The following is a 14,922-nucleotide window of genomic DNA, read 5'->3' as shown; positions in this document are numbered from 1 at the left end:
GATAAATTAATTTAAAAAGCTTTAAGAGCTTTAAATAAATATTTCAACAAATAATTTTCCGTAAATTTAAGCTTCCATTTGAGATACATGCTAAGGCACTTACAGGTACAAAACTACGCTTTAATAGACCATTTAGATCTCCACCTAAATGATGGCTTAACCGTGATTACAGGTGAGACTGGTGCGGGTAAATCCATCTTACTAGGTGCTATTTCTTTACTATTAGGTCAAAGAGCCGACACTAAAAGTTTGTACGATGATCAAAAAAAATGCATCATCGAAGGGACTTTTTCCATCAAGGCATACCCTCATCTGAAAGAAATTTTCCTGCAAGAGGACATTGAGTTTGAAGATCCTTGCTTGATTCGAAGAGAAATAAATCCCCAAGGAAAATCTAGAAGTTTTATCAATGATAGCCCAGTTACCTTGGAAAGTATGCGGCGGGTAGGACATGAGCTGGTGGATATTCATTCCCAACAGGACAATGGATGGATGGGCCACCCCGACTTCGCATTGGATTTGATAGATGATTTTTCACAAAACCATGAGTTAAAATCCTCATTTGAGCAGGCATTTAGAGTATTTCAAACGGCTCAGTATACATATGAAAAGCTAGTTCAAAAAGCCCAACAAGGAAACCAAGCTTTGGATTTCATTCAATTTCAATGGCAAGAATTGGAGAATGCGCAACTTACTGCTGATGAGTATGATAATTTAAGCGAACAGGTACAAAAGCTACAAAATTCAGAACTGATATTAGAAAAATTAGCCCAGCTGGCCAATTGCCTAAGCATGTCAGACGCGGCCGCCATGGAGCAATTGGGGCAGGCCCGGCAAATCAGCCAACAACTCTCCAAGTGGGGAGCTTCTTTTGAACATTGGAACCAACGGATTCTATCTCTTTGGATTGAACTAAAAGACCTTTCATTGGAAATAGAAAATGAAGCTGACTCATTCCAATCTGATCCCCTAGAATTAGAAAAGGGTCAAAAAAGATTAGATCTTTTGAATCGTCTCCTACAAAAATATCAGGCAAAAGATGTTGAGCAATTGATTCAATTAAGAAATCAACTGGAGGAAGAATTGGCTCAACACGAGAATTTAGACCAAGCTTTGGAAGAAGCCAAGATAGACTGGAAGAAAGCTGAAAAAGATGCCTTATCTAAAGCTAAATTATTGCAAGCTAGCAGGCTCTCCTCGCTTGAATTAATTCTAGAAATTTTAATCAAGTCTTTACATCAATTGGGCATGCCCAACGCCACCTTAACTTGGGATGCACAAGAAAGCCATTTGAGCAAAACGGGAATCGATAAAATTCAGCTCCTTTTTTCAGCCAATAAAGGGCTTAGCCCAAAACCATTCAAGCAGATAGCTTCCGGAGGAGAACTAAGCCGACTCATGCTTTCTATCAAGCATTTATTAGCCCAAAAACGAGCTCTGCCCACCCTTATTTTGGATGAAATTGACACAGGGGTTTCCGGAGAAATTGCCATTAAAATGGGCCAAATGTTAAGCCAAATGAGTGCACATCATCAATTGATTGCAATTACCCATTTGCCTCAAATAGCCCTCACTGGACAAACGCACTGGTTTGTTTACAAAAATCATGAAGGAGAAAAAACTGTTTCCAATATCAAATTGTTAGACGGTGAAAATCGAGTAGATGAAATTGCCAAAATGATCGGAGGACAGTCTGGTTACCTAGATTTCAAAGAACATGTACGCAAACTCATGCAACAAATTCAATCTTAGTAATAGATTCCATATGAAACATTTCAAACACCTATTTCTTTCCTCTTTAATACTCTTAGACACATCATGCCAATCATCGGAGGAAACTGCTATCAAGGAATTAAACGATTCTGTCATGAATTTACATGACAATCTCATGCCAAAAACGGAGCAAATTATCCAACTCAAAACAAGTTTAGATAGTTTAAGCAAAGGACCAGACTCTGTACATGTAAAAAAACTTATTCAATCCTTAGATAGAGCGGATAATGAAATGATGCATTGGATGCACCAGTTTTCCTTGGATTCATTGGCTAAGATGGAATTCCAAGCGAAACTTAGCTACTTACAAGATCAATTAAAAAAATTAAAGTCTGTAGAAACCTTAACCGACTCCACGCTTCATGCCGTCAATCAATATAAAAATTAGGCTGATATTGCTATTAGTAATCATCTTCAATGCTGCTTGTCAGGAAAAAAGGACGCTGCCCATTCTAGGTCACAAAGACACGGTGGTAAAAGCGGGTAAGGTAGATACTATTTACCATCAAATACCTGCCTTCCAATTTTTAAATCAAGATTCGGTTTGGATTTCGGATAAAAACTACGAGGGAAAAATCTATATAGCTGATTTTTTCTTTACTTCCTGCCCGACCATTTGTCCAAAAATGAAAACCCAAATGCTAAGACTGTACGAACGATATGCCAATCAAGACCAAATTGGGTTACTTTCCTTCAGCATAGATCCGGAATTTGACCGTCCAAATGTCCTAAAGGCATATGCCTCGCGCCTACACATACAATCCCCCAAATGGAATTTAGTGACCGGAGAAAAAGCTAAAATTTACGAACTGGGGCAAAAAAGTTTTATGGTAACAACCCAAGAAGACAAAAATGAAGCAGGGGGCTTTGTGCACAGTGGTGCTTTTATTTTAGTGGATAAACAACGCCATGTAAGAGGCATTTATGATGGTACGAAAGAACAAGAGGTCAACCATTTAATGGAAGACATAGAACTACTTTTGAAAGAAAAATAATGAAAAGCTCAACATGTATCATCGGAATTATTGGAATGTTTTCTTTTTTATTATGCTTTTCTGCTTGTCAGAGTCAGGAAGAAATTCTTAGGGAACAGTATGTAGTGGAAGGGATGGGACAATATGAAAGGCATTGTGAAAATTGTCACCAAAAAGATGGTTCAGGATTAAAGGACTTGTATCCTCCATTGGCAAAAACCGATGTATGGAAAAGACTAAGTGCCTACCAATTAACTTGCATCATCAAATATGGGCAAAAGGATACAATTGTTGTAAACCAGAAAGTTTATCAAAATTATATGCCGGGCAATACTAAATTGGAGGCATTGGACATAGCTGAGCTTATTACTTATATGAGAGAAAAATGGGGAGATGACAAAAGAATTTTCCCGTTGGACAGTGCCCGATTGGCATTGAAAAATTGCCATTAATCAGTAGGTAAGCTTTCTACTGTTAACACTGAATTACTTACGTGACGTAAAGAATAGTGAGTGAAATCTTGTGCAGCATCCATTCCCACCCCATAAATGATTTCCTTTTTTGTCCGAATTTGCACAGGCTTTTCGGTGAAGACTCTTTTCTCTTCAGGTAACCAAGTAAACTCGTCGGTCTTTAAGGTCTCCCCTTGCTGTACATTAAAAATTTGGACATTGCCCATCAACTTATAAGAGTTGTTTTGTCTAAAGAAATGAGCTGAATCACCTCGAACCTGAGATGTAACATTACCCAGTTTATCATAGAACCAAAGTTTCACCTCCTTTGGATACACGCGATCCTCCGAATACAGGGTAAGCTGAGTGGGGGTCACCATTCTAACGACAGTCCTTGCTGAATCAGAGTAGACCATATCAATGTCCGTCAATTCTGACTTGGGACCTACATAAATTAAATTTTTGGTTGATTTCTCTTCCCGACAAGACAAGGAAAGGAATAAACAGGCAAACAGCAAAACGAGATTTACCCCATTGCGCATAGCTTATGTTTAGTTGAGTTTCACCTTTTGGAACCAAAGATCGCTGAAGGTTAAACCGATCGTAATTCGTTGGTATTGTTCCTCAAGCCCATTATCAGCTAAGACTCCTCTTTTACCGATTTGATAGGCAATATTCAGATAAGACAAATTACGTAAAGGCAATGCAAGGCCCAAACTCACGTATTTATCCACTGCATATTTCCCATTGCCTAAATAGTCATAAGGAGTAGTGGAATAGCTGAAGCCCGCACGGTATGTCGCCCGCTTAAAATAATTTGATACAGACTCAAAATCAGGAGTATATTCACCACCTATGGACCAGCGGGAACTAACAGGTAATTGGGTAGATCGACCTAAATTATTATCTACTTGCGTCCAATCCGTTCTAGCATAATCTATACCCACCATCCAATTCGCTAATTTCTCTAGGCTAATTCCAAAATGCTGACTAACTGGTAAATTTTGAATGTATTTGGTTGACTTTTCAAGTGTATCAGCATTAATCATATTGATACCCGACAAATCCATGATGGCAAAACGCTTCAACTGTTTGGAATTCAGCGAAGAGCTCAAATCAAAGGAAGCTCCGAAATTGAGGTACATATCGTTTTTTAAACTTTTACGATAAGCTAAACCTCCTCTGAAAAGGAAATCAGAATAGTCAATTCTATTTTCCAATTGAATTTTATAATACTGTCCATCAGATAAATTCTGAGTCGAAACATTTCTATTTACCGTACCGAATAAATAATCAATGCCAAGACCCACATAAATTTCCTTACCAATCCTAAAACCATTGTTAAAAGTTAATTTGGTTACACCGCCTTTTCCATCATAGCTGTATATCAAACTATCTACTCCCAATAAATTTAAACGACGAAATGAACGAGTAGAATATTCGACAGATGAATGAGGTCTAAAACCGATGGATGCCGTCCAGCGACTTGAAATAGGCAAGGTTAGATTTAATGAATGATAATTTCCACCGAATACTTGCTGGCGCTGACGAGTGTCTTGTAAATCTTTTAATTCAGTTTTTACCCCAACTTCGAAGACAGTATATCTATTTCTGGCTAGTAATGCAGGGTTTAGCATATTGGTATAAATACCATTGGAATTAGATACTCCTAAACCACCCATCATGGCACTGGTGGGGCTACCTCCTTCATCTAATTCACCCATTCCGATGTAGGAAAGTGGTGAGTTCAAAATAGTTTGGGCACTACTCGAAAAACTTAACAGGGCATTAAAAATTAAGCTAAGCGCTATCAAAAAGCCACGGCTAGTTTTAAATGTTAAATTTTGAGTTATCAATGGACGAATAATCATAAAATAATTTACTATACAGCTTAGCCTGCAAGTCTGCAAAGGTCGTACTTTTTTTTCACATTCGACTAAGTTATTCTCTATATTTGGGGGCAAAATTGATAATTCAGATGAGAGAAGCATTGGCTAATTGGTATTTATTGGAAAATTCAGCAGAAGACATATTGTTTTTTGTGGGCATACTGCTAATCGGACTTGCTTTGAGACGGTTCTTCTCCAATTCATTTTCCAAAATCATCTTTCGCTTTTTGCCTAATCAATTTATTCAAGTACAAGATTGTATCCAGTTACTTAGAAAGCCAGTAGAGCTTTTACTCTTTTGGGTATTTTTATATTTCAGCATTCAATATTTACATGTTCCCAAGGTTTGGAATTTCAATCCCGTAGAGAAATTTGGCTTACTTTTTCTGCTACAAAAAACTTTTGAAACTGCCGTCATCATCACCTTTACGTGGTTAATAGTTCGTATGCTAAAGGTGATCATTTTGATAGCTCAACAAAAATGGCAAGGGGTAGAACAAAAATCTAAACAACAATTTATACCATTCCTTAACGACTTGGGTATGGTATTTATTATGGCAGGATCTTGCTTTGTCTTGTTGGGCCGAGTATTTCAAGTAGATGTTATGGCCCTAATTACTGGATTGGGCTTAGGTGGTTTGGCGTTAGCATTAGCTGCACGTGAGACTTTAGAAAATTTATTTGCCTCATTTACTATATTTCTTGATTTACCATTTGTGGTTGGCGACAGCATACAAGTAGGCAGCATATCTGGAGATGTGGAAAAAATTGGGTTTAGAAGTACCCGATTAAGGGCATTAGATGGCAATTTAATTATGATTCCCAATCGATTACTAACTTCCCAATCGTTAGAGAACATGAGTGAGAGAAATTATCGGAGGGCAAAATATACGCTTTCCTGTTCTTTACAAAGCAAGCCAGAACAAATTCAGCAAGTACTTCCTGAAATAGAACAAATCATTTTAGCGGAACCTCTGTGCAAGAAAAAAGCCCCAAAAATAATCTTTGAGGGCTTTGGCACTTATTCTTTGGATATTTCTATTACCTATTTCGTTCAAACAAGTGATTTTGGTAAATTTCAAAGTGTCAAACAAGAAATTAACTTGGGCATTTTAAAAAATTTGCACGAAGCAGGAATTGTTTTAGTCAGCAGCGCTACTGCACCGAACATGAACTAACCTACTAATTCTTTTAAATCCTCATCGTGGATCATCTTACGCTCATCTGCCATCAAAAGGAAGCGGGTATATAATTTATCCAACTCGGGTTTTTCAAATTCAAATCCTAAAAGCTGTAATCGATGGCGTAATGCAGCACGTCCTGATCTAGAAGTCAACAAAATAGCAGAAGAAGGTACACCCACATCTTCAGGATTCATGATTTCGTAATTCTGTGCATGTTTCAAGAAGCCATCTTGGTGGATTCCAGATGAATGAGCGAAGGCATTAGCACCCACCACAGCTTTATTTGCTTGAACTGGCATACCCATCAAATTGGAAACTAAAGTACTAGTTGGGTACAAGTATTTTGGTTTAATACCCGTAGTATAGCCTAAGTCTTTGTGCACATTCAATATCATGGCTACTTCTTCTAATGAAGTATTTCCGGCACGTTCGCCGATACCATTAATGGTCACCTCTACTTGTCGGGCACCTGCCTGAATTCCTGCAATCGTATTTGCTGTAGCTAAACCTAGATCATTATGATTATGCATGGAAATTGTAGCTTGATGGATATTGTCCACATGCTCAAACAAATAAGAAATTCTATGATGCATTTGGTGGGGCAATAAATATCCAGTGGTATCTGGCAAATTGACTACTGTAGCACCAGCTTGAATCACTGCCTGTGTTAATTGAGCTAAAAATGGCAAATCTGCTCTTCCAGCATCTTCTGCAAAAAACTCAACATCCTCTACATAGGATTTAGCATATTGCACGGCCCAAATGGCCTGCTCAATAATTTTCTCCCTAGTTGAATTGAATTTATGCTTAATATGTACATCTGAAGCCCCAATTCCCGTATGAATTCTAGGTCTACGTGCAGGCTTCAAAGCTTGCGCCGCGGCATCAATATCTTCTTTTTTTGCGCGAGTCAAACCACAAACTGTCGCGTCCTTGATCACTTCAGCAATAGCCTTTACCGAGGCAAAGTCGCCAGGTGAAGAAATAGGGAAACCAGCTTCAATGATATCTACCCCCAACTTCTCAAGTTCTTTGGCTACTTCAATTTTCTCCTCTCGGTTTAATTGACAACCCGGTACTTGTTCCCCATCGCGTAAGGTAGTATCAAATATCTGTATACGATTATTCATAGGTTTGTTTCGATTATTTAGTTCACAAAACTAGCTTTAATTACATTATTAACCAAAAAACCTAAATCGAAGAACTGGCAATTTTTAGATTAAAAATCGCGTAAATTTAAAATAAAAAGCACAAAAAAGAATAATAATCTAAATATGAAAACAATATTAGACAATTCGCCTTATTGCTATTGAATGTCTAGAATAAAATTTTATTAAATAAAATCAATTTTATTTTACAATTCGAGTATATACGAACAGCAATGGGGCGATAGAATAAAAAATATGAGAAGTCCAATGAAAGGATTATCAATTACTTGATTGAAATGTGGCAATAAAAATGTTTTGAAAATCGTTTAACGCTCTACGCTGTCAAGGTTTTAAACCTTAACAGCGTTAAAAATGAGCGTTATTTTCATTTTTGAACATAAAAAAAAGGGGGCAAATTACCCCCTCTCTTTTTTTATACTTAATGTTATTAGCTACGCTCTGGACGAAGGCTACGTACCGCAGCACCTGCTCTCCACATTTCAGAATCACGTAACTCTGCTAATTCTGCTTCTAATTTAACACGGTAATCAGGCTGTGAATTCAAATCGATAGAACGCGCAGCTTCTGCTTGTGTCTTAACGGAATTGTATAATTTCTCAAATACTGGTTTAGTAGCATCTTTGAAAGGTCTCCACCAATCTAATGCTCCACGTTGAGCGGTAGTAGAACAGTTAGCATACATCCAATCCATTCCATTTTCAGCTACTAAAGGCATCAATGATTGAGTTAATTCCTCTACAGTCTCGTTGAAAGCTTCTGAAGGAGAGTGTCCATTTTCACGCAATACCTCATACTGTGCAGCAAAAATTCCTTGGATAGCACCCATCAAAGTACCACGCTCTCCTGTTAAGTCGGAAGTTACTTCTTTGTAGAAATCTGTTTCAAATAAATAACCTGATCCTACACCAATCGCCATAGCAATACACTTTTCACGAGCTTTGCCAGAAGCATCTTGGTAAACTGCAAAAGAAGAGTTCAAACCTTTTCCTTCTACAAATAAACGACGTAATGATGTTCCAGAACCTTTTGGTGCTGCTAAAAACACATCTACATCTGCTGGAGGAACAATACCTGTTTTTTCCTTGTAGGTAATTCCAAATCCATGAGAGAAATACAAAGATTTTCCAGCTGTTAGATATTTCTTCACAGTTGGCCACATTTCAATTTGTGCCGCATCTGAAAGTAAATAACAGATAATTGTTCCCTTTTGAAGTGCTTCTTCAATTTCAAACAAGTTTACACCTGGAACCCAGCCATCAGCTACTGCTTTGTCGTACGTTTTTCCTTTACGTTGACCTACGATCACATTCAATCCATTGTCTTTCATATTCAATGCTTGACCCGGACCTTGAACTCCATAACCAATTACTGCAATTGTTTGATCAGCTAGTACTTGTCTAGCTTTCTCTAATGGAAACTCTTCTCTTGTTACTACCTCTTCAACAACCCCACCGAAATTAATCTTTGCCATTTTCGTTTTTGTTTAATTTATAATCTTTTCAAATCTATTTTACTATACTTCTATTAGACAATCTCCCAATTGCCTTCTGGTAAATATTCTACCAATCCTTTTTCCGTTTTTCCTACGGCTACTCGGCCTGATTTAATATATTCCAAAATATCCCATTGCTTCAAATAAGCATAGAATTCATTTATCTCTTCTTCCGAACCATTCTTTTCCACCACCACATAATCCAATCCCCAATGAACCACTTTGGCATTCCAATCTAAATTGATAGTTTTCACATCCAATGGCTCCGCCCCTAATGGAGTAGCAATCTTAAATAGCGCTATCTCATTAAATACAATTTCATCATCCAAATACCCGAATACTGCCAGTACATCCGTTATTTTACGAATTTGACGGACTAATTTTTCCACACTCTCACGATTATCATTGCGAATGACAATAGTAAAACGAGATACGCCTTTACGCTCGGTCTCTGAAACAGTCAAACACTCAATATTCAATCTTCTACGAGTGAATATAATCGTGATACGATTCAACAATCCGATGGTGTTGGTAGTAAATACCGATATAGTGTAAGTTGTCAACATATAATTTCTACTCAAGCATTACTTTAGTCACACAAGCGCCCGCAGGTACCATAGGGAATACATTCTCTTCTTTTTCACAAATAATTTCCAATAAATACGGCTTGTCAGAATTTAACAACGTATCAATAGAATCACTTAATTGTGATCGATCACTTACGGTATGTCCTTCTATACCAAACCCTTTGGCAATGGTAATAAAATCAGGGTTTTGTAATTCCACAAAAGAATACCGGTTATCAAAGAACATCGACTGCCATTGGCGTACCATGCCTAGAAAATTATTATTCAAAATAATGATTTTAACCGGCAAACCACTTTGAGCGATGGTTCCCAACTCTTGTAAAGTCATTTGAAATCCACCATCTCCAATAATCGCAATCACTTCACGATCTGGAACGCCTACTTTAGCACCAAATGCTGCTGGTAAGGCGAAACCCATGGTTCCTGCACCACCACTGGTCACGATGGAATTATGTTTTTTAAATCGGTAATATCGATTCGTAATCATCTGATGCTGACCCACATCCGTTACAATTACCGCCTCCCCTTTGGTTTTATCTGACAATATTGCTACCGCCTCTCCCATTTTGATTTGATTCCCTTCATGGAATAAATCTTTCTTGGTAATCTTCTCATACTCCTCATCATCATATTTCTTAAACTCGGCTCTCCACTCATGATGATCTGCCTTTTTAACCAATGGCAATAAAGCCTTCAGCGCTGCTTTGGCATCTCCCACCACAGGGGCATCTGCCTTCACATTTTTATCAATCTCACTTGGATCTACCTCAATATGAATCACTTTTGCCTGTTTGGCATAGGTACTTAAATCACCCGTGATACGGTCATCAAAACGCATACCAATAGCAATCAATACATCACATGAATTGGTCAACACATTAGCACCATAGTTTCCGTGCATACCTGGCCAACCCACATAAAGAGGATGATCTGCATCCATTGCAGACATACCCAATAAAGTAGTAGCTACTGGGATTCCTGTTTTCTCAACAAATTCCTTTAACTCATTCTCGGCTTGGGCTATTAAAACTCCATGACCTGCCAAAATATAAGGACGCTTCGCCGAATTAATCAATTTAGCTGCAGCCTCCACATGTTCCTCTTTTGGCTCAATTCTTGGCTTATAAGAAATAATGGATTCACACTTTTTATAAGAAAAAGGAACCGACATCACTTCTACCTGAGCCGATCTTGTAATTTCAATCAACACGGGCCCTGGTCTGCCTGACTCGGCAATATAAAATGCCTTTGCCATGACCTCAGGGATTTCATTCGCATCTACAATTTGATAATTCCATTTAGTTATAGGCATGGACATACCTATCACATCACATTCCTGAAATGCATCAGTACCCAATAAATTAGCTCTTACTTGTCCTACGATACAAACAATAGGTGTAGAATCTAACATCGCATCGGCAATCGGTGTAATGAGGTTAGTTGCCCCAGGACCTGAGGTAACCAAACATACTCCCGCCTTATTCAACATACGGGCATAGCCTTGAGCAGCATGACCTGCCCCTTGCTCATGACGCACCAAAATATGCTTCAATTGATCTCTGTAATCAAATAAAGCATCGTAGGTAGGCATAATAGCTCCACCCGGATATCCGAAAATGGTACTCACCCCCTGCTCAACCAACGATTGCATAACCGCTTGAGCCCCAGTTTTAAAATTTGAGGGTTGAGTTGATGTGGGTTGAGTAGTTGCTACTTGGGTTTTTCCCATGATACTAAAGGGTCTTATGTTGTTTCGTTAAATGGTTCGTCTAATTTATATTATCCGTAGATAGAAAAAAATCTAATTTGTCATTTTTTACAAATCAGTTACGCATCCTAAACTTGCAGAAGATACATTCTTGATGTATTTTCTTAATACTCCGGAAGTATGGGGAGAAACTCTTGGTTTCCATAATTTACGGCGCTCAGCCAGTTCCTCATCGGACACGTGTAGGATAATCTCATTATTTACCGCATCGATGGTAATCTTATCTCCATCCTTCACTAACCCAATGTTTCCACCTTCTTGTGCCTCAGGAGTAACGTGACCTACTACGAAACCATGAGTTCCACCAGAAAAACGCCCGTCGGTAATCATCGCCACGCTATTTCCTAATCCAGCGCCCATTAAGGCAGAAGTTGGCTTAAGCATTTCTGGCATACCTGGTCCACCCTTTGGTCCTTCATTACGAATTACCACTACATGGCCCGGCTTAATTTCGCCTTTGGAGATAAACTCCATTACTTCTTCTTCACGCTCACAAACCTTAGCAGTTCCCTCAAATCGCTCTCCTTCTTTACCTGTAATTTTAGCCACCGCACCTTCGGTAGCTAAGTTACCATATAAAATTTGCAAATGACCAGTTGGCTTAATTGGAGAGGAAATTGGATAAATAATTTTCTGAGTATCAAAATTTAAATCGGGTGCATCGGCTAAATTTTCTGCCATCGTTTTACCTGTAACAGTCATGCATTCCCCATGTAAATAACCTTCCTTCCACAGATACTTCAAAATAGCTGGCATACCACCGATGGCCAATACATCTTCCATGTAATATTTACCTGAAGGTTTTAAATCAGCTAATAATGGTGTACGGTCAGAAATATCTTGAATATCTTTTAATGAGAACTCGATACCTGCCGAACGAGCAATGGCCAAATAATGTAAAACCGCATTGGTAGAGCCCCCTAAAGCCATTACTACCGTCATGGCATTTTCAAAGGCATGGCGCGTCATGATATCTCTAGGACAAATATTTTTCTCCAATAAGTTTTTCATGGCAGCACCTATGGCCAAACACTCCTCTTTTTTACCTTCATGGGTAGCTGGATAAGATGAAGAATTCGGCAAAACTAATCCCATGGCTTCCATGGAAGAGGCCATAGTATTCGCGGTATACATACCTCCGCAAGCACCAGGACCCGGGATTGAATTACGAATAACTCCTTCATAATCTTCATCTGAAATGCTTCCTGCATATTTCTTACCCAAAGCTTCAAATGCAGAAACGATATCCAATTTTTCTCCTTTGTAAGAGCCAGATTTGATGGTTCCTCCATATACGAGCATACCCGGACGATTCAAACGGGCTAAAGCCATCATGGCTCCTGGCATATTCTTATCACAACCTACTACCGCTATAACGCCATCATACCACTGAGCTCCCACGACATTTTCGATGGAATCTGCGATAATATCACGAGATGGCAAGGAATAACTCATACCATCATTTCCATTGGTCATTCCATCAGAAACACCTATGGTGTGAAAAATTAATCCCACCATACCATTCTCTTGAATACCCTTTTTTACATGGACCGACAAGCCATTCAAATGCATATTACAAGGGTTACCTTCATAACCTGTACTTGCAATACCAATTTGTGCCTTTTGCATGTCCTCAGAACTTAATCCGATTCCATACAACATCGCTTTAGCTGCAGGGTTAGTAATCTCTTGAGTTAGAGTTTTAGAGAATTTATTTAACGACATAGTATTAATAGTCTGAAATTTTTTCAAATAACAAATATACACAATCCTATTTGTTCGAAACAAAAGATTCCCAAATAATGTATGGGCAATCAAGGAATTGCAAAATTTTTTAAAGGTTTCTTACAAGCTTTAGTTGCTTTTATTTTCACCCACCTGCTGGCGCCACATAGCAAAATACAATCCTTTGCTCTCAATCAGCTCATCATGTGAACCTTGTTCCACAATTTTACCCTTTTCCAAGACATAAATTCTGGTAGCATGCATGATGGTAGATAAACGGTGGGCAATCAGGATAGTCAAATGGGTAGATTCTTGAGAAATTGCACGAATGGTCTCTGAAATTTCCTCTTCCGTTAATGAATCTAATGCTGATGTTGCCTCATCAAAAACCAATAAATTTGGATCTCTCAAAAGTGCTCTGGCTATACTTAGTCGTTGCTTTTCACCACCAGACACCTTGACTCCTCCTTCTCCGATCAGCGTATCCAATCCTTTGTCGGCTCGGGCCAATAAAGTTTGGCAAGCCGCTTTTTCTAGTACTTCCAGGCATTGAGCATCGGTAGCATTGGGATTGACAAACAATAGGTTTTCGCGAATGGAACCAGAAAATAATTGAGTATCCTGTGTGACAAAGCCTATTTTTTTCCTCAGTTGATCAAAATCAATTTGCTCACCTTCCTCGCCATTGTAAAATACCTTCCCCTTTTTCGGTCGGTACAAACCTACCAGTAATTTCACCAAGGTAGACTTTCCTGCACCAGAAGGACCAACAAAAGCAATGGTCTCACCACCTTTCACATCAAAACTGATATTTTTCAATGCTTCTGAGGTCGCAGATTGGTGTTGAAAACTTACTTGATCAAATTGCAAAGATTGAATGAAACTGATGGCTTTAGGCTTTTCAGGTTTTTTCTCTATTGGAATTGTCAATATTTGTTCAAAATTCTGCAAAGAAACTTCAGCTTCACGATAAGTATTGACTACATTCCCGATTTCCTGTAGAGGATTGAATAAAAAGAAAGAATAGATATTCAAGGAGTAAAATTGGCCAATGGTAATTTGACCTTCATAGATCAAATAGATTAAAACTACCACCATCAACATACGTAAAAGATTCACGCATGTACCTTGCACAAAGGCCATGGAGCGCACATATCGCACTTTCTTTAGTTCTAAAAGCAGAATTTTTTCTGTGGTGGCATTCAAATGACGGATTTCTTGATCTGCCAAACCGAGGGATTTCACTAATTCGATGTTTCGCAAGGATTCGGTAGTAGAACCTGCCAAGGCGGTAGATTCTTTGACAATCTCAATCTGAATCGTTTTGATTTTTTTACTTAGAACAGATGAAACATACGCGATAAGCGGCCCTGTAAGTAAAAACAAGGGTAAAACCATCCAATGAACTGAAAAGGCATAAATGGAAATAAATACCAAGGCTATCACAGATTGAAACAAGATATTTATTCCAACGGTAATTAGCTTTTCTACATCGGTGCGTACCTTTTGTAATTTCCCCAAGGTTTCTCCAGAGCGCTGGTCTTCAAAAGTTTCATAAGGTAATTCCAAAGAATGACGGATTCCATCAGAATACAAGTTAGCTCCCACCTTTTGAGTAACCGTATTAATGACATAATCCTGAAAGTTTTTGGCGACCCTGGAAACAAAGGCCACGCCCACAGATGCCAAAGCCAAAGGCCAAATTGCTTGTACAAATTGGTCCATAGTATGCGTATTGGACCTGTATACCGCCGCAACATCATCAATGATTTTCCTAAAAATATAGGGATCCATCAAAGAGAATATCTGGTTGGTGGCTGCCAATGCCAAAGCACCCACTACCCGCCAACGGTAATGACTTAAATAAGTAAATAATAATTTCATGCTAGTTTATCTAATGGTTAAGGTA

Annotated in this window: 13 protein-coding genes; 5 read left to right on the top strand and 8 right to left on the bottom strand. The window is 38.5% G+C overall.

The features are described 5' to 3' along the window. Positions 1–87: 87 nt before the first annotated feature. The 4 genes from recN to ESB04_RS06210 are packed head-to-tail and all read left to right on the top strand — an operon-like array spanning position 88 to position 3,199. Positions 88–1,752 carry a DNA repair protein RecN gene (gene recN / locus ESB04_RS06225; RefSeq protein ID WP_129026864.1) on the top strand — a complete coding sequence of 555 codons (1,665 nt, stop codon included), beginning with the start codon at positions 88–90 and terminating at the stop codon, positions 1,750–1,752. A gap of 13 nt (positions 1,753–1,765) precedes the next feature. Further along, on the top strand, positions 1,766–2,161 hold the full coding sequence (locus tag ESB04_RS06220) for a hypothetical protein (RefSeq protein ID WP_129026863.1): 396 nt from the start codon (positions 1,766–1,768) through the stop codon (positions 2,159–2,161). Between the two features lie 7 nt (positions 2,162–2,168). Beyond that, positions 2,169–2,768 carry an SCO family protein gene (locus ESB04_RS06215; RefSeq protein ID WP_235832184.1) on the top strand — a complete coding sequence of 200 codons (600 nt, stop codon included), beginning with the start codon at positions 2,169–2,171 and terminating at the stop codon, positions 2,766–2,768. Continuing rightward, a complete protein-coding gene (locus ESB04_RS06210; RefSeq protein WP_129026861.1) occupies positions 2,768–3,199 on the top strand; it encodes a c-type cytochrome in 432 nt (143 codons plus the stop codon). Before ESB04_RS06215 ends, ESB04_RS06210 begins: the two co-directional genes overlap by 1 nt. Here ESB04_RS06210 and lptC read toward each other — a convergent pair. Further along, positions 3,196–3,741: an LPS export ABC transporter periplasmic protein LptC gene (lptC, locus tag ESB04_RS06205; RefSeq protein WP_129026860.1), complete on the bottom strand. Its 546-nt coding sequence runs from the start codon at positions 3,739–3,741 to the stop codon at positions 3,196–3,198. The genes ESB04_RS06210 and lptC overlap by 4 nt on opposite strands. Before the next feature lie 9 nt (positions 3,742–3,750). Continuing rightward, positions 3,751–4,950, bottom strand: coding sequence for a hypothetical protein (locus ESB04_RS06200; RefSeq protein WP_205749481.1), 1,200 nt, complete (start codon positions 4,948–4,950; stop codon positions 3,751–3,753). Positions 4,951–5,177: 227 nt separating this feature from the next. Between ESB04_RS06200 and ESB04_RS06195 the strand changes: the two genes are divergently transcribed. Further along, positions 5,178–6,266, top strand: coding sequence for a mechanosensitive ion channel family protein (locus ESB04_RS06195; protein ID WP_129026858.1), 1,089 nt, complete (start codon positions 5,178–5,180; stop codon positions 6,264–6,266). On the opposite strand, the gene ESB04_RS06190 is transcribed toward ESB04_RS06195, so the two are convergent. From ESB04_RS06190 to ESB04_RS06165, 6 genes are all read right to left on the bottom strand, one after another. Continuing rightward, the gene (locus ESB04_RS06190) at positions 6,263–7,402 is read right to left on the bottom strand and encodes a 2-isopropylmalate synthase (protein ID WP_129026857.1); all 1,140 of its coding nucleotides are present in this window, start codon (positions 7,400–7,402) and stop codon (positions 6,263–6,265) included. The two genes, ESB04_RS06195 and ESB04_RS06190, sit on opposite strands and share 4 nt — an antisense overlap. Positions 7,403–7,868: 466 nt before the next feature. Next, complete coding sequence (ilvC, locus tag ESB04_RS06185; protein ID WP_129026856.1) at positions 7,869–8,912, bottom strand: ketol-acid reductoisomerase; 1,044 nt, start codon at positions 8,910–8,912, stop codon at positions 7,869–7,871. Positions 8,913–8,965: 53 nt separating this feature from the next. Next, the gene (gene ilvN, locus ESB04_RS06180; RefSeq protein WP_129027039.1) at positions 8,966–9,496 is read right to left on the bottom strand and encodes an acetolactate synthase small subunit; all 531 of its coding nucleotides are present in this window, start codon (positions 9,494–9,496) and stop codon (positions 8,966–8,968) included. A gap of 10 nt (positions 9,497–9,506) precedes the next feature. Continuing rightward, a complete protein-coding gene (gene ilvB, locus ESB04_RS06175; RefSeq protein WP_129026855.1) occupies positions 9,507–11,249 on the bottom strand; it encodes a biosynthetic-type acetolactate synthase large subunit in 1,743 nt (580 codons plus the stop codon). 87 nt (positions 11,250–11,336) lie between these two features. Then, positions 11,337–13,013: a dihydroxy-acid dehydratase gene (gene ilvD / locus ESB04_RS06170; RefSeq protein WP_129026854.1), complete on the bottom strand. Its 1,677-nt coding sequence runs from the start codon at positions 13,011–13,013 to the stop codon at positions 11,337–11,339. A 129-nt stretch (positions 13,014–13,142) separates the two neighbouring features. Further along, entirely contained in the window at positions 13,143–14,897 is a 1,755-nt protein-coding gene (locus ESB04_RS06165) for an ABC transporter ATP-binding protein (RefSeq protein WP_129026853.1), read from the bottom strand. Between the last annotated feature and the right edge of the window lie 25 nt (positions 14,898–14,922).

The sequence above is a fragment of the Aquirufa rosea genome (genome assembly GCF_004118285.1).
Taxonomy (GTDB): domain Bacteria; phylum Bacteroidota; class Bacteroidia; order Cytophagales; family Spirosomataceae; genus Aquirufa; species Aquirufa rosea.
The sequence above is the reverse complement of the archived record's forward strand: the minus strand, read 5'-3'. Positions and strand labels throughout refer to the sequence as shown.

Coding starts and splice junctions, on each gene's coding strand:
- ESB04_RS06210 (WP_129026861.1), top strand. CDS start 2,768: ATGAAAAGCTCAACATGTATCATCGGAATTATTGGAATGTTTTCTTTT.
- lptC (WP_129026860.1), bottom strand. CDS start 3,741: ATGCGCAATGGGGTAAATCTCGTTTTGCTGTTTGCCTGTTTATTCCTT.
- ESB04_RS06190 (WP_129026857.1), bottom strand. CDS start 7,402: ATGAATAATCGTATACAGATATTTGATACTACCTTACGCGATGGGGAA.
- recN (WP_129026864.1), top strand. CDS start 88: ATGCTAAGGCACTTACAGGTACAAAACTACGCTTTAATAGACCATTTA.
- ESB04_RS06195 (WP_129026858.1), top strand. CDS start 5,178: ATGAGAGAAGCATTGGCTAATTGGTATTTATTGGAAAATTCAGCAGAA.
- ESB04_RS06165 (WP_129026853.1), bottom strand. CDS start 14,897: ATGAAATTATTATTTACTTATTTAAGTCATTACCGTTGGCGGGTAGTG.
- ilvC (WP_129026856.1), bottom strand. CDS start 8,912: ATGGCAAAGATTAATTTCGGTGGGGTTGTTGAAGAGGTAGTAACAAGA.
- ilvB (WP_129026855.1), bottom strand. CDS start 11,249: ATGGGAAAAACCCAAGTAGCAACTACTCAACCCACATCAACTCAACCC.
- ESB04_RS06220 (WP_129026863.1), top strand. CDS start 1,766: ATGAAACATTTCAAACACCTATTTCTTTCCTCTTTAATACTCTTAGAC.
- ilvD (WP_129026854.1), bottom strand. CDS start 13,013: ATGTCGTTAAATAAATTCTCTAAAACTCTAACTCAAGAGATTACTAAC.